This is a genomic window from Nitrosomonas sp. JL21, from assembly GCF_009833095.1.
GTDB lineage: Bacteria > Pseudomonadota > Gammaproteobacteria > Burkholderiales > Nitrosomonadaceae > Nitrosomonas.
This window is the reverse complement of the sequence record NZ_QRCB01000027.1, coordinates 60,228-86,615: the sequence shown is the minus strand read 5'-3', so window position 1 is coordinate 86,615 and position 26,388 is coordinate 60,228. Positions and strand designations below refer to the sequence as shown.

General features: G+C 49.5%; 24 protein-coding genes and 1 pseudogene. 14 read left to right on the top strand and 11 right to left on the bottom strand.

Features of this window, described 5'->3' with window-relative positions:
- The 4 genes and pseudogenes from ABF87_RS09555 to ABF87_RS09540 form a co-directional block, all read left to right on the top strand.
- Positions 1–358, top strand: a pseudogene (locus ABF87_RS09555) (hypothetical protein); the annotation flags it as partial.
- A 664-nt stretch (positions 359–1,022) separates the two neighbouring features.
- On the top strand, positions 1,023–2,297 hold the full coding sequence (locus ABF87_RS09550) for an AI-2E family transporter (protein ID WP_160828899.1): 1,275 nt from the start codon (positions 1,023–1,025) through the stop codon (positions 2,295–2,297).
- Between the two features lie 89 nt (positions 2,298–2,386).
- Positions 2,387–3,100 (top strand): TetR/AcrR family transcriptional regulator, encoded by a 714-nt coding sequence (locus ABF87_RS09545; protein ID WP_160828898.1) that lies wholly within the window; start codon positions 2,387–2,389, stop codon positions 3,098–3,100.
- 8 nt (positions 3,101–3,108) lie between these two features.
- A complete protein-coding gene (locus tag ABF87_RS09540; protein ID WP_160828897.1) occupies positions 3,109–4,173 on the top strand; it encodes a metal-dependent hydrolase in 1,065 nt (354 codons plus the stop codon).
- 8 nt (positions 4,174–4,181) lie between these two features.
- Here ABF87_RS09540 and ABF87_RS09535 read toward each other — a convergent pair whose 3' ends face one another.
- From ABF87_RS09535 to ABF87_RS09525, 3 genes are read right to left on the bottom strand one after another with little or no spacing between them, the layout of a single operon-like run.
- Positions 4,182–4,598, bottom strand: a complete 417-nt coding sequence (locus ABF87_RS09535; protein WP_160828896.1) for a DUF86 domain-containing protein — start codon at positions 4,596–4,598, stop codon at positions 4,182–4,184.
- Positions 4,586–4,963 carry a nucleotidyltransferase domain-containing protein gene (locus tag ABF87_RS09530; RefSeq protein WP_160828895.1) on the bottom strand — a complete coding sequence of 126 codons (378 nt, stop codon included), beginning with the start codon at positions 4,961–4,963 and terminating at the stop codon, positions 4,586–4,588. The genes ABF87_RS09535 and ABF87_RS09530 overlap by 13 nt, the downstream gene beginning before the upstream one ends.
- On the bottom strand, positions 4,956–6,665 hold the full coding sequence (locus ABF87_RS09525) for a glutamine--tRNA ligase/YqeY domain fusion protein (RefSeq protein WP_160828894.1): 1,710 nt from the start codon (positions 6,663–6,665) through the stop codon (positions 4,956–4,958). The genes ABF87_RS09530 and ABF87_RS09525 overlap by 8 nt, the downstream gene beginning before the upstream one ends.
- A gap of 265 nt (positions 6,666–6,930) precedes the next feature.
- On the opposite strand from ABF87_RS09525, the gene rplM reads away from it, so the two are divergent.
- The 6 genes from rplM (at position 6,931) to erpA (ending at position 10,853) form a co-directional block, all read left to right on the top strand.
- Entirely contained in the window at positions 6,931–7,365 is a 435-nt protein-coding gene (gene rplM / locus ABF87_RS09520) for a 50S ribosomal protein L13 (RefSeq protein WP_160828893.1), read from the top strand.
- 9 nt (positions 7,366–7,374) lie between these two features.
- The gene (gene rpsI / locus ABF87_RS09515; RefSeq protein ID WP_160828892.1) at positions 7,375–7,767 is read left to right on the top strand and encodes a 30S ribosomal protein S9; all 393 of its coding nucleotides are present in this window, start codon (positions 7,375–7,377) and stop codon (positions 7,765–7,767) included.
- Positions 7,768–7,864: 97 nt separating this feature from the next.
- Positions 7,865–8,893, top strand: a complete 1,029-nt coding sequence (gene argC, locus ABF87_RS09510; RefSeq protein WP_160828891.1) for an N-acetyl-gamma-glutamyl-phosphate reductase — start codon at positions 7,865–7,867, stop codon at positions 8,891–8,893.
- Between the two features lie 278 nt (positions 8,894–9,171).
- Positions 9,172–9,987 carry a DUF6776 family protein gene (locus ABF87_RS09505; RefSeq protein ID WP_240143616.1) on the top strand — a complete coding sequence of 272 codons (816 nt, stop codon included), beginning with the start codon at positions 9,172–9,174 and terminating at the stop codon, positions 9,985–9,987.
- Between the two features lie 11 nt (positions 9,988–9,998).
- Positions 9,999–10,475: a polymer-forming cytoskeletal protein gene (locus tag ABF87_RS09500; protein WP_160828890.1), complete on the top strand. Its 477-nt coding sequence runs from the start codon at positions 9,999–10,001 to the stop codon at positions 10,473–10,475.
- A gap of 39 nt (positions 10,476–10,514) precedes the next feature.
- Positions 10,515–10,853, top strand: coding sequence for an iron-sulfur cluster insertion protein ErpA (gene erpA, locus ABF87_RS09495; protein WP_160828889.1), 339 nt, complete (start codon positions 10,515–10,517; stop codon positions 10,851–10,853).
- Between the two features lie 173 nt (positions 10,854–11,026).
- Here erpA and ABF87_RS09490 read toward each other — a convergent pair whose 3' ends face one another.
- Both ABF87_RS09490 and ABF87_RS09485 read right to left on the bottom strand, forming a co-directional pair.
- The gene (locus ABF87_RS09490; protein ID WP_160828888.1) at positions 11,027–12,124 is read right to left on the bottom strand and encodes an anhydro-N-acetylmuramic acid kinase; all 1,098 of its coding nucleotides are present in this window, start codon (positions 12,122–12,124) and stop codon (positions 11,027–11,029) included.
- A 103-nt stretch (positions 12,125–12,227) separates the two neighbouring features.
- On the bottom strand, positions 12,228–13,556 hold the full coding sequence (locus ABF87_RS09485; protein WP_160828887.1) for a peptidoglycan DD-metalloendopeptidase family protein: 1,329 nt from the start codon (positions 13,554–13,556) through the stop codon (positions 12,228–12,230).
- A 149-nt stretch (positions 13,557–13,705) separates the two neighbouring features.
- Here ABF87_RS09485 and tyrS point away from each other — a divergent pair, with 149 nt between their 5' ends.
- Both tyrS and ABF87_RS09475 read left to right on the top strand, forming a co-directional pair.
- On the top strand, positions 13,706–14,908 hold the full coding sequence (gene tyrS, locus ABF87_RS09480; protein WP_160828886.1) for a tyrosine--tRNA ligase: 1,203 nt from the start codon (positions 13,706–13,708) through the stop codon (positions 14,906–14,908).
- Between the two features lie 323 nt (positions 14,909–15,231).
- Positions 15,232–16,614 (top strand): DEAD/DEAH box helicase, encoded by a 1,383-nt coding sequence (locus tag ABF87_RS09475; RefSeq protein ID WP_160828885.1) that lies wholly within the window; start codon positions 15,232–15,234, stop codon positions 16,612–16,614.
- Positions 16,615–16,780: 166 nt separating this feature from the next.
- Here ABF87_RS09475 and ABF87_RS09470 read toward each other — a convergent pair whose 3' ends face one another.
- Positions 16,781–17,575, bottom strand: coding sequence for an alkaline phytoceramidase (locus tag ABF87_RS09470; protein WP_160828884.1), 795 nt, complete (start codon positions 17,573–17,575; stop codon positions 16,781–16,783).
- 204 nt (positions 17,576–17,779) lie between these two features.
- Here ABF87_RS09470 and ABF87_RS09465 point away from each other — a divergent pair, with 204 nt between their 5' ends.
- Positions 17,780–18,526: a hypothetical protein gene (locus ABF87_RS09465; RefSeq protein WP_160828883.1), complete on the top strand. Its 747-nt coding sequence runs from the start codon at positions 17,780–17,782 to the stop codon at positions 18,524–18,526.
- An 81-nt stretch (positions 18,527–18,607) separates the two neighbouring features.
- Here the strand turns inward: ABF87_RS09465 and radA are convergent, their stop codons facing one another.
- Genes radA through rfbA form a run of 3 tightly spaced genes read right to left on the bottom strand, consistent with a single transcriptional unit; the run spans position 18,608 to position 21,472 of the window.
- Positions 18,608–19,957 carry a DNA repair protein RadA gene (radA, locus tag ABF87_RS09460; RefSeq protein ID WP_160828882.1) on the bottom strand — a complete coding sequence of 450 codons (1,350 nt, stop codon included), beginning with the start codon at positions 19,955–19,957 and terminating at the stop codon, positions 18,608–18,610.
- A gap of 9 nt (positions 19,958–19,966) precedes the next feature.
- A complete protein-coding gene (rfbC, locus tag ABF87_RS09455; RefSeq protein WP_160828881.1) occupies positions 19,967–20,515 on the bottom strand; it encodes a dTDP-4-dehydrorhamnose 3,5-epimerase in 549 nt (182 codons plus the stop codon).
- A gap of 24 nt (positions 20,516–20,539) precedes the next feature.
- The gene (gene rfbA, locus ABF87_RS09450) at positions 20,540–21,472 is read right to left on the bottom strand and encodes a glucose-1-phosphate thymidylyltransferase RfbA (RefSeq protein ID WP_160828880.1); all 933 of its coding nucleotides are present in this window, start codon (positions 21,470–21,472) and stop codon (positions 20,540–20,542) included.
- A 158-nt stretch (positions 21,473–21,630) separates the two neighbouring features.
- Between rfbA and ABF87_RS09445 the strand changes: the two genes are divergently transcribed.
- Complete coding sequence (locus tag ABF87_RS09445; protein ID WP_160828879.1) at positions 21,631–23,325, top strand: ABC transporter transmembrane domain-containing protein; 1,695 nt, start codon at positions 21,631–21,633, stop codon at positions 23,323–23,325.
- A gap of 145 nt (positions 23,326–23,470) precedes the next feature.
- On the opposite strand, the gene ABF87_RS09440 is transcribed toward ABF87_RS09445, so the two are convergent.
- Together ABF87_RS09440 and ABF87_RS09435 are read right to left on the bottom strand one after the other, a co-directional pair.
- The gene (locus ABF87_RS09440) at positions 23,471–25,375 is read right to left on the bottom strand and encodes a nucleoside-diphosphate sugar epimerase/dehydratase (protein ID WP_160828878.1); all 1,905 of its coding nucleotides are present in this window, start codon (positions 25,373–25,375) and stop codon (positions 23,471–23,473) included.
- A gap of 1 nt (position 25,376) precedes the next feature.
- Positions 25,377–26,369, bottom strand: a complete 993-nt coding sequence (locus ABF87_RS09435; RefSeq protein ID WP_160828877.1) for a glycosyltransferase family 4 protein — start codon at positions 26,367–26,369, stop codon at positions 25,377–25,379.
- Positions 26,370–26,388 lie beyond the last annotated feature (19 nt).

Here is a 26,388-nt window from a genome sequence, read left to right as displayed (position 1 = left end):
GCTCACCAGCATCGAAGAAATCAATGGCGGCAGCGGCAACGATACAATAACGGTTTCCAACGCCTTAGCAACCAATTACCGCGGCAGCGCAGGCACGGATACGTTCGTTGTCACCACAGCCTCTGCAGAATCGACGATTCTGGACTTCGATGATGCCGGCGACGATCGCATCGATCTGAGCAATTTCGGATTATCGCTTGCCCAGATTCAAGCATTGACCACGCAAGTCGGAGCGGATATACGCATCGACCTGACTTCGGCCTCTGGTAGCGGTGGAGCCGGAACTGGCGATATTATCCTGGTAGGCACCAACTTGACCACTCTGGATTTTGCCGGCACTACCGACTTCATCCTCTAAGAAGAATTCTGCGAAAACCGTTCTCTACGGCTACTATGCAGGGCGCAAGGCGGAGCTTCGGCTCCGCCTTTTTTCTTACCTCAATGGCTCGGATAAAATCTCACAGGGTATCGCTTTGTTTGATTATGTCTTGCCATTTTTTTCAGCTTCCTTTAGGGTTTTTTTCGGGTTGATTATTGGCAGCTTTCACGCAAAAAAAACGGCATGCGACAATTTGCCACATTCTCAAATACTTATATCTTGTTCATAATGAGCCCTGCTTTCAGTCATCACATGAGGTTATTGATTCTTTCGACTGTATCCCTCCTCCTTCTTCTTCTATGGTCGAGAAAAAATATCCCCCATACTCATGCCGATGAACTGAAAGCATCCTTAGCCACTGTATCAATCATTCGATCGGAATACTCAAGCAGCAGCTTTATTCGCGCATTCCTTTAATTTTTCATCAAGCAACGCAATGCCGATGCATTCAACTGTTGCCGCCCCTTTCATGAGCGGACTTATTTATACCCAAGCTCATCCAGCCGTCCCTTTGCAACCTAAACCATGCCGGAAACAACATAAGAGTTTGAATAACGCCGTACCTTGTGAAATACTCATAACCTATTCCATCGAGCCCGCATTACGACCCTCGATCAACGCTTACACTACAGAGAATTAGATAATGTCATTTAGCTTCGACAATTTTTATGAAGCCAATCGCCGCATCCTGATTTGGCTGATCCTGATCGGTTTATTATGGCAACTGCGCGACTTTTTCGGGCTGATCTTCATCACCTTCGTACTCACGTTCATCGCCACGCCCCTGGTTCATTTCGGCCGAAACAAATTGAAACTCCCGCATCGCGCATCCTTGGTGCTGGTATACATCTTTTTCCTGCTGGTGCTGGGTAGTTTTTTCCGCTATGTGACACCGAGCGTTGTCGGTGAGGCAACCCGATTCATCGGCAATTTCCATGAAGTGCAAACCAAAGTAATGGAATTGGAACGGGATGTTTTCGGCAAATATCCGGGCATCGAGCGTTCCTTGTATGGCTATGTGCGCAGCACCATGGATGAAAACAATCTGAAAGCGATTGACAGAGCGCTTTCCCTGTATCGACTGACGCTCAATTTGCCTCCCCCTGATCAGTTGGACGAAAAGAATCCTGCCGACGTCACTGACAGCGAACGTGCAGAACTCAGGAAATATCACGACAAGGAAGCGGAACTGCTGATCAATTTTCTGCTGACCACGCAATTGGACAAAGTCAAGGAAGAACTGCCCAAACTCATCAAGTATCTTTATCAGGCGACCGGTACGATGCTGCTGGCATTGCTGTTCAGTTTCCTGATTCTGTTCGATAGCATCCGGCTCGGCGGGCTGATGAAAAGTCTGCACGATTCCCGCCTGAAGGATTTCTATCAGGAAACCGCGCAACCTGTGATTCGATTCGCCTATGTGGTGGGCCGCGCCATTCAGGCACAGGCCATGATCGCCTGTGTCAATACGCTGCTGACATTGATCGGTTTGATGGTCCTCGGCATCCCGTCCGTTGCGCTGTTATCGCTGATCGTTTTCGTGTGTAGCTTCATCCCGGTGCTGGGCGTATTCATTTCCACCGCGCCGATGGTGCTGGTCGCATTGAATACCGGTGGGCTGACGCTGGCCATCGCAGTCGTGGCGATGATTACCATCATTCACATCATCGAAGCGTATGGTCTCAATCCATTGATTTACGGCAAGCATCTCAAGCTCAATCCAGTCCTGGTGCTGATCATACTGTTGATCGCTTATCACAGCTTCGGCTTATGGGGAATGATCCTTGGCGTTCCGGTAGCGTATTACTTCATCCATGAAGTATTTGGCGTGCCGTTATGGGATAAGCATCGCCTGCAACCCAGCGTGGCCGGATTGAAACCGCCCGATGCCGAAATTCATCCGGACCAGGTTGGGTAACGTAATATTTTTATGATTTTTTTGGGTATGGTATAGTAAAAACGGCATTGCATCACGCCACTCCTGTTAACGCTAAGTGGAGAGTCAAGATGAAAAAAAGCACACTTGATTTACGCGGGGCAATTGTGGATAAAGCCGTTGCCATTGCGGAACGCTCAAACTGGGAAGCGGTGCGATTGTTCGATGTCGCCGCAGAACTGGATATTTCTCTGGATGATATTCGTGTGTTTTTCCGCGAGAAAGAGGATTTGGTCGACGCCTGGTTCGACCGGGCCGATAGCCGCATGCTGCAGACAGCGGAAACCATCGAATTCCTGTCCTTATCTCCCCGCGAACGGTTGCATCATCTCATCATGGCCTGGCTGGATGCCCTGACCGAACATCGCCATGTCACGCGTCAGATGATTGGCGCCAAACTGGAACCCGGCCATCTGCACATCCAGATCCCTGCCATCATGCGCATCAGCCGCACGGTACAATGGATGCGCGAAGCCGCACACCGCGATGCCATGTTCATACGCCGCGCCTTGGAGGAAACCGCGCTGACCGCCATTTATCTGGCAGCCTTCACGCACTGGATGCGAGACGCATCCGAAAATTCGCAGCGCACGCGCGATTTTCTGGCGCAGGCTCTTCGGCGGGCCGAATCGCTGGATCGCCGCGTGTACGGCTCCGCTTCTCAGGAGTCGCCTGTAGACACTGCAACCGGGCCGACCTCCGCACCTGAATTTTCCACTGCTGTAAATCCATCTACTGCACAGGTGGAACCAATCACCGTCAAGATGCAGGCAAGATCCGGCTGACAATAGCCGTGGATCCACTTACGCATGCGCTGAGCGGCGCTCTGCTGGCGCGGGCAGCGGCACGACCCGCTCCATGTCCGCGATCTCAACAGGCAGTTCTGCCGTTACGGCTGCAAATCATGGCGAGTCTCGTCGCGGCAGCGTTTCCCGATATCGATCTGATCCTGCGTTGGATCAACACGCTCACGTATCTGAACTGGCACCAAGGGCCGACCCACTCTGTCATTCTGTTGCCTTTTTGGGCATGGTTATTGGCGTGGTTGTTCTCACGGCTTGTTCGCAAACACTATACCTGGCAATCATTTTACCTACCGGCGTGCCTCGGCATTGCCATTCACATTGCTGGCGACTTGATCACTTCATATGGGCTGATGTTGCTTGCACCGTTTTCCACCGCACGATATTCAGTGCCGCTGGCATTCGTCATCGATCCTTGGTTTACACTGATCATTCTGATAGGGCTGGCTGCATCCTGGCGCTACCGGCGCTGGAGATTGCCGGCGATTCTGGCTCTCGTGGGTTTATGCGGGTATGTGTTTTTTTTATGGACTTTGCAGCAACAGGCCACCGCCCTGGCGCAAAACTACATCCACTCGAAGAATTTGCACTCGGTACAGATCAGCGTTCTGCCGCAGCCATTGTCGCCATTTCATTGGAAGCTCATCATCCGCCAGCATGATAGGTATCATGTTGCGGATATGAATTTGCGGCAGTCCAGGAATGAGTTGCGTAGGGAAACTGATGGTTGGTGGCTGCCGAACATGGCGGCCGCCTACCATCCCAGTGGCGAAAATAACTGGCGCATCCGCACCCAATTTGGAACCGACAGCGCAGATGCGGCATTGATCGAGGAAGCCTGGTTCAGCCCGGCTTTTGCGCCATTCCGCTCTTTTGCTCAATTTCCGGTGCTGGATCGAATGGATCATTCACAACATGGCCATTGCGCCTGGTTTTATGATCTGCGCTTCGAGTTTCCGCTCCTGCCCCCGTCGTTCCGCTATGGCGCATGCCGCAAAACAGGCGCATCAGATTGGGAAATCGTGCGGGAACGGGGAGTGTTTTATATTGATTAAATTTGTAGTTAGAACGCCGCATATCGGCAAATTTCCTGCGCAAAGCGGCGGAAATCCTGGACGGAATTCTGGCTAATCGCATATACGATTTCCCAATTGATCGCTTCATAGTTATGCACGGCAATGTTTCTGAAACCGATCGATTTTTTTAATTGATCACGAGTTTCTGGCGAAATAGCGCCTAATTCATGCAGTGTGGTGAAAACCTCTCCCATCGTCTGCGGTGAGAATTGACCTACCGAGCTGATGATGTGACTGCCGATGTCGACGCATAACTGGATTGCACGCGTAAGGTTGAGCACCAGAATATCTTGTAAATCAATATCCTGAATCAATTGGTTGACGCTCTCCGGTTTTTTATCGTCAATGCGTTGAATGCAGCGTCGCAATGATTCCAGTTTCTCGGTAATGATCACTTGATCCATCGGTTCCGTCGCTCGGTCAAAATTCTTTGATGCAAGGGTAAAAAATCGGCAACATTCAACAAATGACGATAGAGCAGGTTTGCATAGGTGGTATCGTCACCGATTATGCGTTTACCCTTGAACGCCTGGCCAGTGATGGGCTCCGGTACGTGATATAAATCGACGATATCGACTGGCCGCCCAAATTCTGCGCCTATGTTCTCCATGAGTTGCAATTTGAAATCCGCGCTGAGGGGTACCGACATCAGAATGCCCAGATCGATATCACTATCCGCTCGTGCAGTTCCGGTTGCTTGCGAGCCGAACAACAGCGCCAATTGAATGTCTGGATACTGCGATAGCAACGCCGCAAGCCGGCTAAGCACTCGCTACTTTCCCCCATGAATCGCGCAAGGTCACGGCGCGGTTGAATACCGGTTTTTCAGATTTCATGTCAATGCGATCGGCGACAAAATAACCATTGCGCTCGAACTGAAAGCTTTGCTCGGGCTCGGCACCGCATAAGGCTGCTTCCACATATGCGGTAATAATTTTTTTTGAATCAGGGTTCAACGAGGTTTTGTAATCCTTATCGCCACTGTCCGGATACGGATCAGTGAACAATCGGTCATACAGGCGCACTTCAGCCTCGTGCGCATACTGCGCCGATAGCCAATGAATGTTGCCTTTTACTTTGCGGCTTTCGGCACCTGCCGTGCCACTCTTGGTATCGGGATCGTAGGTGCAATGAATGGCTTCGATGTCCCCATGAGAATTTTTTTCAATACTCACGCATTTGACGATGAAGGCGTAACGCAATCGCACTTCGGCACCGGGAGACAAACGGAAATAACCTTTCACAGGCGTTTCCATGAAATCGTCGCGTTCGATGTACAGAGTTCTGGAAAACGGCAGGATGCGTTTTCCCCATTCCGGCTTTTGCGGATGATTGGGCGCAAAGCAATCCTCATGACGATTTTCCGGGTAATTGTCGATGATCAGCTTCAAGGGTTTCAAAACCGCTATCCGGCGCGGGGCATGTTCATTCAGATCTTCACGCAGGCAATCTTCCAGCACGCTCATGTCGATCCAGGAATCCGCCTTGCTGATGCCGATGCGCTCCACGAACAGGCGAATGGCGCGGGGCGTGAAGCCGCGGCGGCGCACGCCGGCCAAGGTGCTCAGGCGAGGGTCATCCCAGCCGTCGACGAGCTTATTTTCAACCAATTCGATCAGCTTGCGCTTGCTCATCACGGTGTACGTCAGATTGAGCCGGGCAAATTCGATCTGCTGCGGATGGCAGGGCACCTGATCCACGAGTTGATCGAGCACCCAGTCATACAACGGCCGATGGTCCTCAAATTCCAGCGTGCAGAGCGAATGCGTAATCTTCTCCAAAGCATCGGATATGCAATGCGTGTAATCGTACATCGGATAAATGCACCACCGATTGCCGGTGCGTTGATGGTGCACATGGCGGATGCGGTAAATGACCGGATCACGCATGTTGATGTTGGGCGACGCCATGTCGATCCTGGCTCTCAGCACATAGCGGCCATCCGGGAATTCTCCCGCTTTCATGCGGCGAAACAAATCCAAATTTTCTGCGATGGGGCGATCGCGAAACGGGCTATTCTGACCAGGACGGGTCAATGTGCCGCGAAATTCCCGGATTTCATCCGCCGAAAGGCTCTCGACATAGGCTTTTCCTTGATGGATCAGGTACTCGGCAAATTCGTACAGCCGGTCAAAGTAATCGGAAGAATAATACAAATGCTGACCCCAATCGAAGCCCAACCATGAAACGCTGTCGCAAATCGAATCGACATACTCCTGAGCTTCTTTTTCCGGATTGGTATCGTCAAAGCGTAAGTGACATATGCCGTCATAGTCATGCGCAATACCGAAATTCAGGCAAATACTCTTGGCATGGCCAATATGCAAATAGCCATTCGGCTCCGGCGGAAACCGCGTTTCCACGCGGCCGTTCCATTTGCCGGTACGGTTATCTTCATCAATGATGTTGCGAATAAAATTCGTGGGCGCCGCTGATTCAGCAGGCAGATTAGTCTCAGATTTTTCTTTCACGGAAGATCTCTCGGCACATGATTGAATGGTTTGATTGGATCGGAATTACGTGGCTCATCACAGCAAGAGATTATAGCGGCGATTGATCCAAAATCCATCATCGATAAATATATTACTGTTCAATTTCACCATTGCGCTCCTTCTGATCGTTCTCTCTTCGGCAGGGTAAACTAACCGCGGACAAAATAACGCGCTCCCAATTTGACTTTTGCAAATGTCTGACTTAGAATTCCGGGCTCTTTTTGAATATGCAGGATGGGTTTTCGTGAAAACATTTTCAGCCAAACCACATGAAGTGAACCATGATTGGTTTGTTATTGATGCGACTAATCTGGTATTGGGTCGTCTTGCCTCGCAGATTGCGCACCGCTTGCGTGGCAAGCACAAACCCATTTACACGCCGCATGTCGATACCGGTGACTATATCATCGTCGTGAATGTCGACAAAATACGCGTCACCGGAAACAAACTGGACGATAAAATCTATTATCGCCATACCGGTTATCCAGGAGGAATCTATGAGACTCCTCTGAAGAAAATGCAGGCGCGTTTTCCTGGTCGCCCCCTTAAAAAAGCCGTGAAAGGCATGCTCCCTAAAGGGCCGCTGGGATATGCGATGATCAAGAAGCTCAAAATCTATGCGGGCGATACTCATCCGCATGCCGCTCAACAACCTAAACCTCTCGAAATCAGAGCGTAATATATATCTATGGCAACTCAATACAATTACGGAACCGGTCGACGCAAAAGCGCAGTCGCACGTGTATTCATCAAACCTGGTACGGGCGCAATCGTCATCAATAATAAGCCGATCGATGATTATTTTTCCCGTAAAACGGGGCGCATGATTGTTAAGCAACCCTTGGAGCTTACCAATCATGTCAATACATTTGATATTATGGTGAATATTCATGGCGGAGGCGAATCTGGTCAGGCTGGGGCTGTTCGTCATGGCATTACGCGAGCGTTGATCGATTATGATGCAGCCCTCAAATCACCTCTGAGCAAAGCTGGTTTGGTGACTCGAGATGCGCGCGAAGTAGAGCGCAAAAAAGTTGGTTTGCGTAAAGCGCGGCGGCGCAAGCAATTCTCTAAACGATAACGCCTTGGTTTACCCAAGACACTCAAAAAGCCGCCTTGAAAGCGGCTTTTTTATTTGTTCTATAGAATACTAAACCTGAAAAACGACAGGAGTTCATATGATTAATGTTGGCATTGTGGGTGGAACCGGCTATACCGGTGTGGAGTTGCTGCGATTGCTGGTGCAACACTCCAAGGTAAGAATCAAGGCAATCACCTCGCGCAGCGAAGCCGGCATGAAGGTGGCGGAATTGTTCACTAACCTGAGAGGTCACCTTGATCTTCAGTTCAGTGATCCGGCCGATGCAAAATTACAGAAATGCGACTTGGTATTTTTCGCCACACCCAATGGCATTGCCATGCAACAAGCCGAGTCTTTGCTGGCGGCCGGTGTCAAGATCATTGATTTAGCAGCCGACTTTCGCATCAAGGATGTCGCAGAGTGGGAAAAATGGTACGGCATGAAGCATGCCTGCCCTGCACGAGTCGCCGAGGCCGTCTATGGATTGCCAGAAATCAATCGAGCGCATATCAAGAATGCTCAGCTCATCGCCAATCCGGGCTGCTACCCGACCGCCGTCCAATTAGGTTTTCTGCCACTCATCGAAGCGGGCATCATCAATACCGATCATCTCATTGCCGATGTAAAATCGGGCGTTTCTGGTGCGGGCAGAAAAGCCGAAGTGCATACCTTGCTTGCCGAAGCTTCCGATAATTTCAAAGCGTATGGCGTACCTGGACATCGCCACCTTCCTGAAATCAGACAAGGTCTTTCTAACGTAGCCAAGCGTCCGGTGGGGTTGACCTTTGTTCCTCATCTGGTGCCCATGATTCGCGGCATTCATGCCACGCTTTATGCGCGGTTGAGCAAGCAGATCGACTTGCAAGCATTGTATGAGAAGCGCTATCAACAGGAGGCTTTCGTCGATGTATTGCCCGCCGGCAAACATCCGGAAACCCGTTCAGTACGAGGTTCCAACCTCTGCCGCATTGCAGTGCATCAACCGCAAGGCCACGATACTGTCGTGATATTGTCAGTTACCGATAACCTCGTTAAAGGCGCTGCTGGCCAAGCTATTCAGAACATGAATATCATGTTTGGTTTGCCAGAAACACTCGGAATCAACCAGGTTCCCCTATTGCCATAATAAAACTCCCGGAGAAACTCTGAAGACACTCCAAATAAAACGGCAAATCCCGATCGGACAAGAAAAAATACAATCATAACGTGCAATTGACGAGTGATGAATATGGAATTTGAGCCTGATTTCACACTGCATATTAGCATTGTAATTTTTCAGATCCCCATCCTCTTACATGCTGTTTTCCTACAGGCCAGAATCGTAAATGTGTGACGCACAGACTCATTATTCTCACCTCCGGAATAACAAAACGTTTACCGATGCTTACAACATTGATATGATCAATGCCATTCATTCCATATCGATCAGGTTGGGCAATTCATCCTATTGAACCGATTGATTTCTTACCTAGAGCACTACCGTTGAAAAAGCTGTTCCAGAAAACTCCCAGAATTCTGTCACCTCGGGTTGTGGTGCGCACTCATCTATCATGGCCCTACCGCATCATGCTCACGGTCGTCTGTTGTTTATTGTTGTTATCGCTATCATGGGGAATGTACGAGGCCGGCCGCTATTCTGTACAACCGCAGCATGTATGGAACGAAGAAAAAATGGTGCTGGACTATGATGCCGCAACGTGTCGGCAAAACAAGAAGCAACAATTGTGCACCCAGATGGGCGATCTGATCCATCAAATCCAAATCAGCACGACCGCCAATGAGAATCTTGGCCAGCAAATCAAATCGCTAGCCCATGAGAATGATTCTTTGAAAGAAAAGCTGGTGTTTTTTCAGCACTTGATGGCTGGCAATACCAAAAGCGGAATTTCAATTCATCAATTCAATGTGAAAGAAACTGAAACACCTGGAAAATATCGCTATGCACTGACGCTCATTCAAGGTGGAGAACGGCCCAGCGATTTCAAAGGAAACTTAAAATTCCACGTCACGCTGCAACAAAACAATCAGAGCAAGACTATTCCGTTGATCAGCAGCACTTCGCAGGAAAATTTTCCAATCAACTTCAAATTCCTGCATCGGCTGGATGAGAGCTTCAAAGTACCCACGGATGCCATCGTAGAAAGTCTGCAAGTGCAGATTTATGAACAAAATGACAATAAAAAGGTAATATTGACCCAAACTACACAACCAGCACCGTGAAGGAACTCGCCATGTTCGGTCGTAAAAATAAAAGAAAACTTCATAATCATATCGATACTCTGATCGGCGTCAATACCGGCATCACCGGAGATATCACTTTCAGCGGCGGTTTACGCGTTGATGGGCACATCATCGGTAATGTCAGCGCTAACGATGACGACCACAGCACCTTGGTTCTCAGCAATGAAGGCAGCATCACCGGCAAGATCAGCGTCACCAATATCGTCATCAATGGCACCGTATCCGGGCCGATATATGCGAGTGGATACTTGGAACTACAAACGAAAGCCAAGGTCTACGGTGATATTCATTATGGCTCTCTGGAGATTCAATTGGGCGCATCGGTAGAAGGCAAGATGATTCACTATGATGCCCCGGGAACCAAGCAAAAGCAGACAGAGAAAATGGTCACATTGATTTCTGCAGCGCCGAATCAACAGCCCATGACTTCGGAAAGCGAAGAATACACCTCCACCAAAATGAGATAATTGAGAAACTGTGGTTCAAACGTACTGACAGAGACTGATATGGAAAATACAACGCCCCTTTCATTTACCGATAGTGCAGCTTCTAAAGTGAAACAGCTTATTGAGGAAGAAGGCAACGACAATCTTAATTTAAGAGTTTTCATCAGCGGCGGTGGCTGCTCCGGCTTTCAATATGGCTTTACCTTTGATGAAACCATCAATGACGATGATATGATCATGGAAAAACAGGGCGTCAAGCTGCTGGTGGATCCAATGAGTTTTCAGTATTTGATTGGCGCTGAGATCGATTATCAGGAAAATCTCAAGGGTGCGCAATTTGTCATCAAGAATCCTGGTGCCACCAGCACATGCGGCTGCGGCTCATCATTTTCGGTATAGCACCTGCCCGTTTGAATTTTATACGCGAACTCTGACAACGATTCCGCGTAACGTCCAGGCCATCCGAGTCCCGCGAAGATTTTGCAGTTTACTCGGGTGAATGAGGATTTTTGGAGCTGATATCCGTTCAGTACAACCAATCCGAATACAGTACTTCTGCAGGACTCACTGAGTTAAGCGGGATAAATCGCGCCCAATACCCTTTCTCCTTTGGCGCCCGTGACGGCCGGAAGATTGCCAGGTTTGCGCATCATCGTTTGCTGCCCAAGCCACGCAAAGGCAAATGCTTCGACCCAATCAGCGGCAATTCCCAACTGATCCGTCGGTGCAACCCTCTTTCCCGGAAAAGCTTCTGCCAAACGACGCATCAGCAACGTATTCTGTGCTCCTCCACCGCATACATAAATTTCGCGAACTTCGGAACAATGAGCGTGAACGGATTGCACAATAGCTTCAATCGTCAACTGCAATAATGTGGCTTGCACATCTTCAGGTTTTTCATTGCCGTGCAAGCGGCACTGTACCCATTCGAGGTTGAACAACTCTCTGCCAGTGCTCTTAGGGGGTAGGCAGGCGAAAAATGGATCGTCCGACAACGTGGACAATAATTCTGGGATGACGTGTCCGCGGGCTGCCCATTGCCCATCTTTATCGAAATGTTGTGCGAGATGTCGTTGGCACCATGCATCCATTAAAATATTTCCAGGGCCGCAGTCAAAACCTATGGTCGAACTGTGTGGATCAAGATCGGTGATATTTGCAATACCGCCGATATTCACGATGACGCGATGCGTGCTCACATTTCCAAACCGTGCTTGATGAAAAGCAGGAACAAGGGGCGCGCCTTGACCGCCTGCGGCGATATCACGGCTACGGAAATCTGCAACGACCGTAATCTGCGTAAGCTCCGCCAAAAGCGCGGCATTCACAAGCTGAATCGTATATTTTTTATCAATTTCAGGGCAATGCCTGATGGTCTGACCGTGACAACCAATCGCAGCAACTTCTTGCGGATGTAGTTTTGCTTGTTTCAGCAGATTGTGAACAGCTTTTGCATACAAAGATGATAAGTGATTGCTCAAAAGCGCCGCGCGATTGAGCTCATCATAACCACTGTGATGCAATGACAATAACGCCTTTCGCAGCGCATCATCATAAGGGTAAAAATAATTATGGATCAGTGATGAGGCGTGATTAAAATCTACCAGCACTGCATCGACGCCATCCAAGCTCGTCCCGGACATGATGCCGATGTAGTACTGGGAATTCAACTGCGCATCAGATCCTTAAAAATTACCCAATGGATTGCATTCGATCGTTGACAGGTGAATGGATAGATGTCGAGGTGAAATCTATCCATTCCATTGGGTTATGTTATTCCAGCGCCGCGTAATGAATATTTCGCATAATATTCAGACGGGCCATCAATGATTGGGTGGTTATGTGAAACGCATTCATATCTTTCTTGGAAATAGGCGGCGCAGTCGGCAACGCTAATTTGGTGGGATCGCGCTGCAAACCATCAACTCGCAACTCATAGTGCAAGTGCGGCCCTGTCGCCATCCCCGTTGAACCGACATATCCGATCACCTCACCTTGGTTCACGCGCTTGCCTTTGGTCAATCCGCTCGCAAAACGCGACAGATGGCCGTATGCGGTTTCGAATTTGCCATTGTGCTTCAGTACCACCAGATTCCCATAACCTCGCTGTGAACCGGAAAACGCAACGATTCCATTCGACGTGGCTCTCACAGGAGTGCCGGTAGGCGCCGCGTAATCGATGCCTTTGTGCGCTCGCCATTCCTTAAGAATGGGATGGAATCGGGCTTTGTTGAACCCCGAGCTGACACGCGAAAAAGCCAGCGGTGACAATAAGAAATCCTTGCGCAGGCTTTCGCCTTCGGGAGAATAATAACCATCGGCACCATTCGATGCTTTGAAATAGATTGCTTGATGTGATTTACCTTTATTCACGAATTCTGCAGCCAATACACGTCCATTCTTCGCCTTCTTACCATTGCTCGACGTTGTTTCATATACGATGGTGAATCTGTCTCCCCGCCGCACATCGCGGTAAAAATCGATGTCCGATGCAAATATTTCGGTAAGCTGTGTAGCAATGCGATTGGGAATGCCCACGCCGTCCGTGGACGCAAATAATGAGCTATTGATCACTCCTGACTTCATATGAATCTGCGCATCCAAATCAATGGCTTGCTCAGTCATTTTAAATTCGTCATCGGTTTTTTCCATCAAAAACAGCTCTTCATTTCCGAATAGATAACGAAGAGTCAACAACTCGCCATCGGCCGTCTTTTGAGCATAAATGGTTTGGCCGGGTTTCAGTTGGCGCATCGCGCGACTGCCGCGGGCTGCCTGTAGAAAATCAGTGGAATCCTGATCATTGATATCCAATCGATTCAGGATGGCGGTAATCGTATCGCCACGTCGAATATTTTCTTCATGCCAGAACGTTGAAGAGGCTGTATCTTGAACAGCTTCGGGAATCGATAGATCGAGGACTACTTCTTCCACCTGTACATCTTCAAACGAGGGAGAATTGGGCGCAATACCAAATGCAGTGACTATTCCGAACAGTGGAACGCTGGATAAAACTACCAGCAGGCGAATTGTTTTTTTTGTAAGTTTTGATGATTTTTGAGCTAGAATCCTTTGTTGACTGCTAAAGGGTTTAGATAGCATATATGAAGAGCCTCCAGTCTTTATCATGTGCAAACAGGCGCGAGTCTAACACAAAAATTATCAAAACATGTACCAAGGTACAATTGAAAATGCGATAAGTCATTTTCCGCAACCGACCGAACAATAAAAACCTAAATGTTATCAATATAGTGAATACATCAGAAAAACTTCAAATTGACATCTTCAAACGTGGAAGTCATGAACTCTTGATCGAATCCGAGTTAGAAAAAAAGCTCATGTCAGGCCGGCCGATGCGGGTTAAAGCGGGATTTGATCCAACCGCGCCGGATTTACACCTGGGTCATACGGTGCTGTTGAACAAACTGCGTCAATTGCAGGATCTGGGACATCACATCTTGTTCTTGATCGGTGATTTCACCGGAATGATCGGCGATCCGAGCGGCAAGAATGCCACTCGCCCGCCGCTTACGCGCGAACAGGTCTCGCAAAACGCCGAATCCTACACTGCGCAAGTCTTTAAAATTCTAAAACCTGAGCATACCGAGGTAGTATTCAATTCAAGCTGGATGGATCAACTCAATGCAGCGGATTTGATCAAGCTGGCTGCCACGCATACGGTCGCACGGATGCTGGAACGAGATGATTTCGACAAGCGTTACCGCAGCAATCAGGCCATCGCCATTCATGAATTTCTCTACCCGCTGATCCAGGGATATGATTCGGTGGCGTTGAAAGCCGATCTTGAATTGGGCGGCACTGATCAGAAATTCAATTTGCTGATGGGACGGGAATTGCAGAAGCATTTTGGCCAGCCACCACAGTGTATCCTGACCATGCCTTTGCTCGAAGGGCTGGATGGGGTAAACAAGATGTCAAAATCATTGAATAATTATGTCGGGATTACCGAGAGTCCGAAAGAAATCTTTGGCAAGCTCATGTCGATCTCCGATCAGCTCATGTGGCGTTATCTGGAGCTCCTCTCGTTTGAATCGCTGAGCACGATTCAATCATGGCAAAAGGAAGTTGTCGCAGGCCGCAATCCTCGAGATATCAAGATCCTGTTCGCTCAGGAAATTGTCACCCGTTTTCATACCCCTAAAGACGCCACCGACGCCCTCGTCGATTTCGAAACCCGCTTTAAACATGGCGCATTGCCGGATGACATCGCCGAAAAAATAATCCAGGCACAGGAGGAAGACATTGCGCTCATCCATATTCTGAAGCAGGCAGCGCTCACGTCCAGCACCAGTGAGGCTATGCGCATGATCGAGCAAGGCGCCGTCAAGCTCGATAATGAAAAAGTCAGTGACAAATCGATCAAAATAGCGCGAGGCCACACGATCGTCATACAAGTCGGCAAACGCAAATATGCCCGAGTCACGATCCAATGACGGGCATTTCAATCTGACGCAACACTATTTCTTACTTTTTTTCTGTTTAAAAAATAAATAATTGCAGGTTATTTTATGTTCCAGTATACTTCCGCGCTTAGTTGATCGGAGCTTTTAAGTACCCAATCAACAGTAATAGTAACTGGCACTGGCTAGTTACATCGTTCCTGACCTCTCTTCGATTTTTCAACTCTTTACTGAAAATGACTATTGCAACCTTGGTTAGCGGCGATACTTTATTAAATTGCGCTGGCGGAGATAAGCATTGTCTAAAAGAGATATTGTCTGTTTGCGCACCTATTCCCACTCTTTAGGAAAATACCGTGTCTTTTGAAGATCTGAATTTACATATTGCCATTCTCAAAGCCATTCATGATGCTGGATATACCACGCCTACGCCCATTCAGAAGCAAGCAATTCCCGAATTGCTGTCAGGGCACGATATCCTGGCATCTGCGCAAACAGGTACAGGAAAAACTGCGGCTTTCATGCTGCCCGCGCTGCATTTGTTAGCCACACCATCAAAAGTTCACGGTCGTGGTCCGCGCATTCTGGTCCTCACGCCTACACGCGAACTCGCTCTGCAAGTCTCCGACGCAACTAAAAAATACGGAAAATACCTTCCTCGCAGCAAAGTCGTCAGCATTCTCGGCGGAATGCCTTATCCATTGCAGAACAAACTATTATCTCAGCCGGTTGACATCCTGGTTGCAACGCCGGGGCGATTGATCGATCACATCCAACGCGGCCGAATCGACTTCAGTCGCCTGCAGATGCTTGTGCTCGATGAAGCGGATCGAATGCTGGATATGGGCTTCATTGACGATGTCGAAAGTATTGCCTCGGCAACCCCTACCACGCGCCAGACCGTCCTGTTTTCAGCCACTCTGGACAATGCCATTGACAAAGTGGCCGCCAAACTCTTGAATACTCCGAAGCGCATCCAGGTCGCGTCGTCCAAAACCAAACTCGACAACATCGAGCAGCGCTTGCATTACGCCGATGACATGTCACACAAGAATCGTTTATTGGATCATGTATTGCGCGATGAGAAGCTGAAGCAAGCCATCGTATTCACTGCCACTAAACGTGATGCCGACACGCTGGCGGATAATTTATACGCTCAGGGTATTGCCGCCGCGGCATTGCATGGCGACATGAATCAGCGCGAACGCAATCGTACCCTAACCCGGCTGCGCAGCGGCGGATTGCGCGTGCTCGTAGCGACCGATGTCGCCGCGCGAGGAATCGACGTGGCCGACATTACCCATGTCATCAATTTTGATTTGCCGAAATTCGCCGAGGATTATGTGCACCGCATCGGACGCACCGGCCGGGCGGGAGCCTCGGGCATCGCGGTTTCGTTTGCATCCGTCAAAGATAGCGCGCATTTGTCGAAAATTGAGCGTTATACCGGTCAACGCATTGCATCTCACATTATTCCCGGATTGGAGCCTCGCATCAAGCCTCGCTTCCAGAATAATGGTGTCAAAAGCACTCCCAATGTTTTTCAAAAACGCAAACGCTCACCTTTCGCAACTCAGGAAAACCGTTCAGGTTTTGGCACGCGCCATGAATCAGGTCGGAGCGAAAATGGACAGCGGGGCCGTCCATTCGATCAAGGCCATCGCGGCAACTCGTCTTTTCGTGGCAATAGTGGAAAATCAGCAGGGTCATCAGGTTTTCAATTTGCGCGATCCAAATGATGGATAAAAGCGCTCTATAGAAAGCCGATAGCTAGCTTGCGAGAATCAGTCACGGCGAAAGCAGGTTCAATCCGTGCAATTAACGGGAAGCTAATAAGCAAACTGAGCCCGATTTCAGCGCAGCATGACCGTAACAGCGCATTCCAGAAATACTTTGGATATTTGTTCATGAAACGGTTTCTGGCTGAATGACTCGCCGTTGCTGCAACATTTGCACTATCCGGTAAACGGCATAGGCTGCAATGAGGTGCTTGAGGGTGTGACCGCTGACATACCCTTGAGTCCAGACAAAAATTGATTTATCCAGCATTTCAGCCACCTTCGCTACCCCGTACAGCGCAATTACCAGATAAATATCATTGGCATGGCTGTACCGCGAAGGAAACTGCGAGCTGATCCAGAGGATTATGGTAATCGAGTAAAACTGAGTCACAATATAAAAGTTCAGATTACCCTTGCCTTGCAATTCAGTCCAATACCAATACCCCGCACTCAGAGCAGCCAGAATTGCCATAATCGGCAATGCCCACAAACCGGCCGTGCGATCGATGCGCTCGACCAGCGTGGCCGATAACAATGCGGTAAGCGCAATGACAATGGGCAATCGGTCCCACACCAGCCGATCATTATCCGGCGCCAAGTGATAACCTATTGAACCGAAGGTCACCATTCCCACGCTCAGAAACAACACCCAGTACGGCAAAGACTCATTGAGATGCGCAAACGATCGTTGTACCGGCATACGATAAATCTGGAATAAAAATACTATTCCGGCTGCGGCACTGAAAAAAAACCCCAAGTTGGACATCACATCATTGAAATTGGGAATGCCGAAAAAACTGCGCCGGTCTGCAAAGTCATGATAATTGGCAGGTTGCGAAAAAGATGGCAACAGCCAAGCCAGCGCTACGACCACAATTGATAATCCGCCCAGAATCCAAAGCTGCCGCTGCTTATTCATTTGATCGACCTTTTATGCACAGAGTCACGCAATACCGGATACTTTCTCAATTGCCACAGCCAGCCCAGAAATTACCTGCACTGGATTCATCCGATCTATACTGCTGATCAAAAACGCATTGGAGCTCCAATGAATTCTGAACCGCGGACTGTTGCAAACCTGGATGAAAAAGTACAGCAGTTTTTCAACGCTTCCTGACAAAAAATGGACATTCCTTCAACGTATTGGTTGCATCATGCCACTTTCTACGTCTTGTTACTATTAATCCATTACCTGAATGGATTACTGGTCGTCGAACACAATGTCAAGGTCAACTACACCCGCAAGATCAACCACTTTGCATTCTTCTTCCTGCCAACGTTGCTGTCGTTGGTTATTGAATATCCTTATAGTGCAATTACGTTCTTCATGGATATGGTATGCGCATTCATTTTTCTGGGCTGTTTTGCTGCACCGTTGCGCAAGCGATCCAAGCTCCTCTGGATCATGTTCCGCTCCTTCGATAGACCCGAAGACAGGCCATACACTCTGTTATGGCTATATACGCAGTTCATCGCCAGTTATGCAGTGCTCATTCCGCTGCTGGCCTATTTCGAAAGTCATGAGATGTTACCGCTGCTGATGATCATTATTATCGCCAATGGCATCGGCGACGGCTTGGCAGAGCCCATTGGCATACGCTTTGGACAACGGAAATACGCGACCTATGCGTTGTTCACCAAGCAACGGTATGTGAGGAGTTATGCGGGCAGCGCTTGCGTATTCGTAACGACGTTGATCGCAGTCATCGCATTCCATTCCTATTTCAATCCGGCCCAATTGCTCGCCGCATGTGTCACGCTTCCGCTGCTGATCACCCTGGCCGAAGCGTTCTCTCCTCATACCTGGGATAGTCCGCTGATCTATGTCGTTGGAGGATGCTCATTGATCGCTATCATGCAATTCCTGTAACTGCATAAAAGAAGATTATTTAAGAAAGATCCACATCTGAACCTGCATGCGCAGCGCTAAAACAATTTCAGCACGAACTCATCAAACCATGTGCGCGACAGCTTCTGCAACCCTCTGGACGGCAATGACATCCATACCGCCGATAGGTTGTTTGGGTTTGTTAGCCGTCGGAATGAGCGCGCGTTTAAATCCGAGTTTCGCGGCTTCCTTCAGTCGTTCCTGGCCGCGTTGCACCGGACGGATCTCACCGGCCAGGCCAATTTCGCCGATCACCACCATCTTTTCCGCCAAGGGCCTATTCTTCAATGAAGAAACAATCGCGAGCAATACCGCAAGATCCGCACCCGGCTCAGTGATTTTGACGCCGCCGACGGCATTGACGAAAACATCCTGGTCAAAACACGCCATGCCGGCGTGGCGATGCAGCACTGCCAATAACATCGCCAGACGGTTCTGCTCCAATCCCACGCATAATCGCCGCGGATTAGGAGAATGGGCTTCGTCGACCAGGGCTTGTATCTCTACCAGCAACGGACGAGAGCCTTCTTGCGTTACCATGATGCACGACCCCGGAACCTGAGCGTCGTGATGCGAAAGAAACAACGCCGAAGGGTTCTTCACTTCGCGCAAGCCTTTCTCTCCCATCGCAAACACACCCAATTCGTTGACAGCGCCAAAGCGATTCTTGAAGGCGCGGATCATGCGAAAACTCGAATGCAAATCGCCTTCGAAGTACAACACGGTATCGACCATATGCTCCAGCACGCGCGGCCCCGCTAACGCACCTTCCTTGGTCACGTGGCCGACCAGGATGATGCACGTTCCGCTCGACTTTGCCAGGCGCGTCAATTGCGCGGCACACTCGCGCACCTGAGCAACCGATCCGGGCGCCGATTGCAGCACTTCGGAATATATGGTCTGGATCGAGTCAATGACCGCCACCGCAGGTTTGCGCTCGGTGAGCACCGATTGGATTTTTTCCAGTTGAATTTCCGCCAGCAGATCCACTGCGTTGACGTTCAGCGCCAGACGCTTGGCGCGTAAAGCAACTTGTTGCGCCGATTCCTCACCGCTGACATACAGCACTTGATGGTGTGCTGACATATAGGAAACTGCCTGCAGCAATAACGTCGATTTGCCGATACCGGGATCTCCACCCAACAGCACTACCCCACCCTGTACGATACCGCCCCCCAGAACCCGATCAAGTTCCTCCAAACCGGTCGGATAGCGCGGCTCCTCGTGCGCCTCGATTGTGCTCAGATTCTGTACCTGGCCAGTCTTCGATATCGGACTGAAACGTGTTATGGGTTTCTCGTCTATGGTTTCGACCAACGTGTTCCATGATTGGCAGTGCGGACACTGCCCTTGCCATTTCAGCGTCTGGCCACCGCACTCGGTACAGGTATAGATTGATTTTTGTTTGGCCATTCCAAATGATCACTCGTACACATCTGCATCATGAAAACATACACCGCGCGCATCTTTTTCTGACAGCACTGGTTGCATGCCGGCCAGCGGCCAATTGATCGCCAATTCAGCATCATTCCACACGATACAGCGTTCATGTTGCGGTGCCCAGTAATCGGTCGTGTTGTACAGGAATTCAGCGTGATCGGAAAGCACAATAAACCCATGCGCAAAACCGGCAGGGATCCAGAGTTGTTTTTTGTTCTCAGCGCTGAGAATCTCACCCACCCATTGACCAAATGTCGGCGATTGGCGGCGAATATCCACCGCAACATCGAACACACTGCCCGCAGCTACACGCACCAGCTTCCCCTGCGCTTGCTGAATTTGATAGTGCAAACCGCGCAACACATGCCGGATCGAGTACGAGTGATTGCTCTGCACAAAATGTATTTTTTTTCCGACCGCCGCTTCAAATTCATGCTGATTGAAACTTTCGAAAAAAAACCCCCGATCATCACTGAACACTCTCGGCTCGAACAGAAACACTTCCGGAATAGCTAGTTGAGTAGAATGCATAACACAGTTCGATAAAAATGACCGTTAAAATTCACGTTTGAGCACTTCCTGCAAATACTGCCCATATCCATTCTTTGCCAGTGGTATCGCCAATTTTTCCAATTGCGCGGCATCGATCCAACCTTGACGAAAAGCAATTTCTTCCGGACAGGCAATTTTCAGTCCTTGTCGATGTTCGATGGTGGCAACAAACTGACTGGCATCCAGCAATGATTCATGTGTCCCGGTATCCAGCCAGGCATAGCCTCGTCCCATGATTTCGACGCTCAGTGCAGATTGCTCCAGATACATTCGATTTAAGTCAGTGATTTCCAATTCATTGCGAAACGATGGCTTGAGGCTTTTGGCATAATCTACTACCTGCGAATCGTAGAAATAGAGACCCGTAACGGCATAGTGCGACTTGGGCTGCTGCGGCTTTTCCTCGAGATTGATTACATTGCCCTGATGGTCAAATTCCACCACGCCGTAGCGTTCCGGATCATGCACATGGTAAGCGAATACACTGGCGCCCTGGATACGCCGCATCGCATTGAGCAGCAAATGATGAAAATCGTGACCATGAAAAATATTGTCCCCCAGTACCAGCGCCGAACAATCGTTCTGAATGAACGATTCACCGATGATGAAGGCTTGCGCCAGGCCATCCGGAGAAGGTTGCTCCGCATAGGAAATGTTCAGCCCCCATTGATGGCCATCGCGCAGAAGCTCTTGAAAGCAAATCACATCGCGGGGCGTCGAAATGATCAGAATATCCCGAATTCCCGCCAGCATCAGCGTGCTGAGCGGATAATAAATCATCGGCTTATCAAACACCGGCAGCAATTGCTTTGACACGACCTGCGTCACGGGATAAAGCCGGGTTCCGGAACCACCGGCGAGTACGATGCCTTTGCGCCGCGGCAGCAAGGCCTGCTGATCATGATGGATTAGAAATGACGTATTCGACGTTGGCATAAAGATTCAGACTCAGATTCGATGATCGAAAGCATTCGGAAATAATGTGGATTCGGCTTATTCATGGAAAAGTAGTGCGATTGTACTATATCTGCTGTTCATACCCGATAGCTGCGCACTACAATCAACCACTCGATGTTCATGTAAAATTCTTCTTTATGATGCGCTCACGACCTTATCGGCTATTACTCGGCAGGCTTACGCCTCACTGGAAGCTATTAGCGCTGGCTTTATGCGCAATGTTCGTCGGTGTAACTACCCTAGCGGTGTTGCCATTATTCATCCAGCAATTGCTCGACGGTATTTTCATCAAGCAGGATCGGGCTCTCGTGCAAAGCACATTAATCGCTCTGTTGGTGCTATTGGCAGTACGCGGCATTGCCAATTATATGAGCAACCATTCCGTTGCCACAGTCAGTAGCCGTCTCGTTGCTGATGTTCGAATAGAGCTATTCGATAAACTCTTGACACTGCCGATCGATTATTACCGGCAACTCAATGTAGGCAAAGAAATCGAATCCTTGATTTCCCAGATTCATGAGGTCGCTCACGGCACGATACGAAATATCGCCGCTGGAATACATGATGGCCTGGTCATTGTTGGACTGATGCTATGCCTTTTTTTTCTCAATCAAGAATTTTCCGTGCTGCTGCTGTTTATCGCACCGTTGATAATGTTGATCGCCCAAATGACGCGCAGCCAGCTCAGCAAACTCACTCAGCATCATAGCGCCGCCACCCAGAATCTATCCCGGCATGTCTGCCAGTCCATCACGCAGTATCGTGAAATCCGCCTGAATGGCGGCCAAACCCAGGAAAGCCAGCGTCTTGGAAAGATCGCGCAATCCTTCGATCAAGAGGAAATGCGCCGAATCTCGCTTGGCAGCCTCTCCAAGCTGATCGCGGAGTTGATGACCGCGCTGATCATCGTCGCAGCCCTATATTTCATTACCCAGCAACTTTTCGATCATTCCCTGACGATTGCTGACGCAGGCGCCTTGATTGCAGCGATATCATTACTGATCAATCCGATCCGGCGCTCAGCGGAACTCATTAAATCATTGCAGCATTCCCAACCGGATATGGAGTCTGTCTGGCTTTTTCTGGATCGGGTCTCCGAAGAAGATTCAGCCACTCAATACCTCAAACGCATCCAAGGAAAATTGGAGTTCAAGCAGTTGCGCGTACAAAAAGATTCTGCTGCCAAACCGATTCTCGGCCCCATCAATCTCACCATTAAACCAGGCGAAACTATTGTGTTTACAGGATATACCGATGAGGAAAAAAACACATTGATCGACCTGATACTACGTATGCAACAACCCAGCAGCGGCAATCTGACCCTTGATGATCATTCCTTAAATGACATCATCCTGAATTGCCTGCACAGCAATATTGGCATAATCATGAAAGATAGCCGGCTATTGAGTGACAAAATTGCCGGCAATATCGCCTATGGCAAAATGCGGTGCGCACATGAGCTCCCGATCACTGCCGCCGCCCAAGCATCCCACGCCATGGCCTTCATCCGGGAAATGCCGGAAGGTTTGCAAACGCCGGTAGGTAAAGACAAATTCCAGCTCACTCAGATGCAACGTTACTTTATCGCTATCGCGCGCAATTTCCTGAAGAATCCCCCCATACTGATTTTGGATGAGGTACTCGGTCTCGATACCCCGGACTCGGGTCGGTTATTTTCCGCTTTGGATGAACTCACTCACCAGCGCACAACACTGGTCTTTAGCCGCCATATTCCAACGCTAAAGAAAATTGACCGGATCGTGGTATTGGAAAACGGCTGCATCACCGAAAATCTCACTCATATGCGTTCCTCACACCACAGACAGATCTAGCACAGCTTGATTTCTTAAGGAAGCGCTGATTATTCAACGAACGAGATGAAGTGCGAGGCGCACGGAACGCAACGACCGAGACATATCAATCTGATAGGCGAGGGAATGAGTACCGTGCAACGCAGCAATTCGCTCGTGCAGTCAATTAATCAGCGCTTCCTTGATGCACCGATTCTTTGTTGGTATATTCCGGCACCCATTTTGTCAACTGCTCGCGAACTTCCTTGTCACTCAGCACGGATACCCGTTCCAACCACAAGATCAAATCGGACAGCCAACGCTCATCCACTTCACGCGCTTGCGCAATCCGCAATTTCTCATGCGGTGTTGGCAGGCTGTTTTCATCAGTCGCCAGCAATTCCTCATGCAATTTTTCACCAGGCCTCAGCCCGCTGTAAATAATCCGAATATCGTCTTCTCCCAGACCCGAGAGATGAATCAGGTCATTCGCCAGATCAATGATCTTGACCGGATTACCCATATCCAATACGAAGATTTCGCCACCTCCCCGCGTTCCTCCCATCCAGCCCGCTTGCAATACCAGCTGCGCAGCTTCCGGAATGGACATGAAATAACGTGTCATGTCAGGATGCGTAATGGTGATGGGACCACCTTTGGCGATTTGCTCGCGAAATTTAGGAATGACGCTGCCTGTACTACCCAGCACATTACCAAATCGAACCATTACGAAACAGGTTGAAGGCATTTGCACATCTTGATTCTGTGAAGCATGTTTGGAAATGGATTGTTGCAAAGCCTGGCATACCATTTCTGCCAATCGCTTGCTCGCCCCCATGACACTGACCGGATTGACCGCCTTATCGGTTGAAACCAACACGAATTTTCTTACCCCGTAACTAATGGCAATCTGCGCCAACACATAGGTGCCGAGCACATTATTGAGCAATGCCTGACAAGCATTTTCCTGCTCCATCAGCGGTACATGCTTATACGCAGCGGCATGAAAAACCACCGAAGGCCTGAATTGCGTAAAAATCTGAGTCATGCGCGCATAATCTTTGATATCGCCGATAACAAAGGACATCTTGATCTTGGGAAAACGCGGCGCGAGCTCTTCTTGGATGCAGTAGAGCGCAAATTCATTCTGCTCCAGAAACACGATCCGCTCCGGATCATACGCAATCAGCTGCCGGCATAGCTCTGAGCCGATCGATCCGCCGGCACCCGTGACCAGGATGACTTTTCCCGTCAACAAGCTATGCAACCCATCGGTATCGAGAACCACCGGTTCACGACCGAGCAAATCATCCAACTCGATTTCCCGGATCGTCGAGACTGTGGCTTTGCCGCTGATCAAATCGGCGTAAGACGGCACCGTCATGACTTTCACTCCAATCTCAGCGCACATTTCCAGGGTATGACGATGAATCCGGTGAGCTACGGAAGGTATCGCGATGATGACATGTCCCACGTTCAGTTGCTGCACCCAATGCGGCAGTTCATTGATCTTGCCGAGCACCCGCACACCCAGCAAGCGAGAACCCAGTTTTCGGCGATCGTCATCCAGCATGCCCACGACGTGCCAGTCCCGGCTTCGCGCCAGATCCTTGACCAGATTCACCGCCGTGTTGCCGGCTCCGATCACCAGCACCAGCTTGGCTTCATAACTCTCGAGGCTGTACAAACGATGTTCTTTCCAGGCGCGATATGCCAGCCGGCTGCTGCCCATGATCAGCAATAACAATAATGGAGCGAGCAAAATCACCGACCCTGGAATATCGTCCAAAACATCCAGTATCAAGAACATCAGTAATACTGTCGCCGTACCGGCAACCACCGCTACAAAGATTCGTTTCAGATCAGGGAAACTGGCATATCGCCATAATCCCCGGTACAGTCCGAGTCCGAAAAAGAAACTCGTTTGAGTCAGTACAGCCCACGGTAATATAGTCGGCAGAAAGGATAACGTCGGCGCAGGAATGTCAAAATTAAAGCGGAACAAATAAGCAAGCCACCATGCGACGGCAACGGCGACAAAATCGTGCACAATGGCAATCAGTGTGCGAATTCCAAATCTGCTCACGAACATATCATCCTCGATCGGAATGCCATTTCTGATTACAATCCGCAAAAGACATCAGTATCAGATAAATCCCTCCCCAGGCGATCACTACCCAATATTGCACCGTCGATTCCTGGTGTCCTGCCCATACTGCGCTTCCGCCCACAGCCAGCATGAGCCCATAGCTCAGCACTGCCGTTTTGCGGTGCCAGAAACCATGCACAATCATCCGTTGATAATAATGTTCGCGATGCGCCTGCCAGATATTTTCACCGCGCAGCAATCGTTTGATCAGCGTAACGGTCGAGTCGGCAATGAATGGAGAGAATACCAGCAATGGCACATAAATGGGCCATATCTGGCTCATCCACCCCAGAATGCCAAATACCGCGGCTAGGAATCCCAGCGGAATAGCGCCTGCATCCCCTAGAAAAACCCGCGCGGGATGAAAATTGTGCGCTAAAAAAGCCAGTGCTGCAGCTGCAACACAGAAATTCGCAGTTGCGAAATCATGATGGCCCATCCAATACGCAAGCACGCCATAATATCCAAACCCGATCGCCGTCATTCCTCCCGCCAAGCCATCTGAGCCATCCATGAAGTTATAGAGATTAGTCATCCAGATGATCGCTAAGGAGACGCATAAAGCTATCACCCATCCATGCAAAGGCATCAGCAGCATCGCCGAAAATCCGAAGGCCGCCAGGCAATGCACCAGCAATCGGCTCCAAACGGGCAAATGCCATATATCATCGAGTAAAGAAATAGCAATCAGCAGGCTGATGCCCACCCAAATTTCGATCGGAATGATCACGGAAAATACTATCCAGCTCAGCATGACCGCAAACAGCAAGCCCAAGCCACCGACGCGTGGAACAGGTATGGAATGCAGTGAACGTGAATTCGGAAGATCCAGCGCCCAGCCAGTATCGCTTTTTATCAATCCGCGAATCGAAAAAAAAGCAATGCCAAACGAGAGCAGCGGTGCCGTGAAAGCTGATAAGGGAAAATCCACACCCATAATGACCGGATTATCCGTG

What these genes read in the sequence shown, in the direction of transcription:
- ABF87_RS09470 (WP_160828884.1), bottom strand. Translation starts at nt 17,575, where the DNA reads ATGAATAAGCAGCGGCAGCTTTGGATTCTGGGCGGATTATCAATTGTG.
- ABF87_RS09465 (WP_160828883.1), top strand. Translation starts at nt 17,780, where the DNA reads ATGGACATTCCTTCAACGTATTGGTTGCATCATGCCACTTTCTACGTC.
- ABF87_RS09505 (WP_240143616.1), top strand. Translation starts at nt 9,172, where the DNA reads ATGCCATTCATTCCATATCGATCAGGTTGGGCAATTCATCCTATTGAA.
- ABF87_RS09445 (WP_160828879.1), top strand. Translation starts at nt 21,631, where the DNA reads ATGATGCGCTCACGACCTTATCGGCTATTACTCGGCAGGCTTACGCCT.
- argC (WP_160828891.1), top strand. Translation starts at nt 7,865, where the DNA reads ATGATTAATGTTGGCATTGTGGGTGGAACCGGCTATACCGGTGTGGAG.
- erpA (WP_160828889.1), top strand. Translation starts at nt 10,515, where the DNA reads ATGGAAAATACAACGCCCCTTTCATTTACCGATAGTGCAGCTTCTAAA.
- rfbA (WP_160828880.1), bottom strand. Translation starts at nt 21,472, where the DNA reads ATGCCAACGTCGAATACGTCATTTCTAATCCATCATGATCAGCAGGCC.
- ABF87_RS09440 (WP_160828878.1), bottom strand. Translation starts at nt 25,375, where the DNA reads ATGTTCGTGAGCAGATTTGGAATTCGCACACTGATTGCCATTGTGCAC.
- rfbC (WP_160828881.1), bottom strand. Translation starts at nt 20,515, where the DNA reads ATGCATTCTACTCAACTAGCTATTCCGGAAGTGTTTCTGTTCGAGCCG.
- ABF87_RS09435 (WP_160828877.1), bottom strand. Translation starts at nt 26,369, where the DNA reads ATGGGTGTGGATTTTCCCTTATCAGCTTTCACGGCACCGCTGCTCTCG.
- rpsI (WP_160828892.1), top strand. Translation starts at nt 7,375, where the DNA reads ATGGCAACTCAATACAATTACGGAACCGGTCGACGCAAAAGCGCAGTC.
- radA (WP_160828882.1), bottom strand. Translation starts at nt 19,957, where the DNA reads ATGGCCAAACAAAAATCAATCTATACCTGTACCGAGTGCGGTGGCCAG.
- ABF87_RS09500 (WP_160828890.1), top strand. Translation starts at nt 9,999, where the DNA reads ATGTTCGGTCGTAAAAATAAAAGAAAACTTCATAATCATATCGATACT.
- ABF87_RS09545 (WP_160828898.1), top strand. Translation starts at nt 2,387, where the DNA reads ATGAAAAAAAGCACACTTGATTTACGCGGGGCAATTGTGGATAAAGCC.
- ABF87_RS09485 (WP_160828887.1), bottom strand. Translation starts at nt 13,556, where the DNA reads ATGCTATCTAAACCCTTTAGCAGTCAACAAAGGATTCTAGCTCAAAAA.
- ABF87_RS09550 (WP_160828899.1), top strand. Translation starts at nt 1,023, where the DNA reads ATGTCATTTAGCTTCGACAATTTTTATGAAGCCAATCGCCGCATCCTG.
- ABF87_RS09535 (WP_160828896.1), bottom strand. Translation starts at nt 4,598, where the DNA reads ATGGATCAAGTGATCATTACCGAGAAACTGGAATCATTGCGACGCTGC.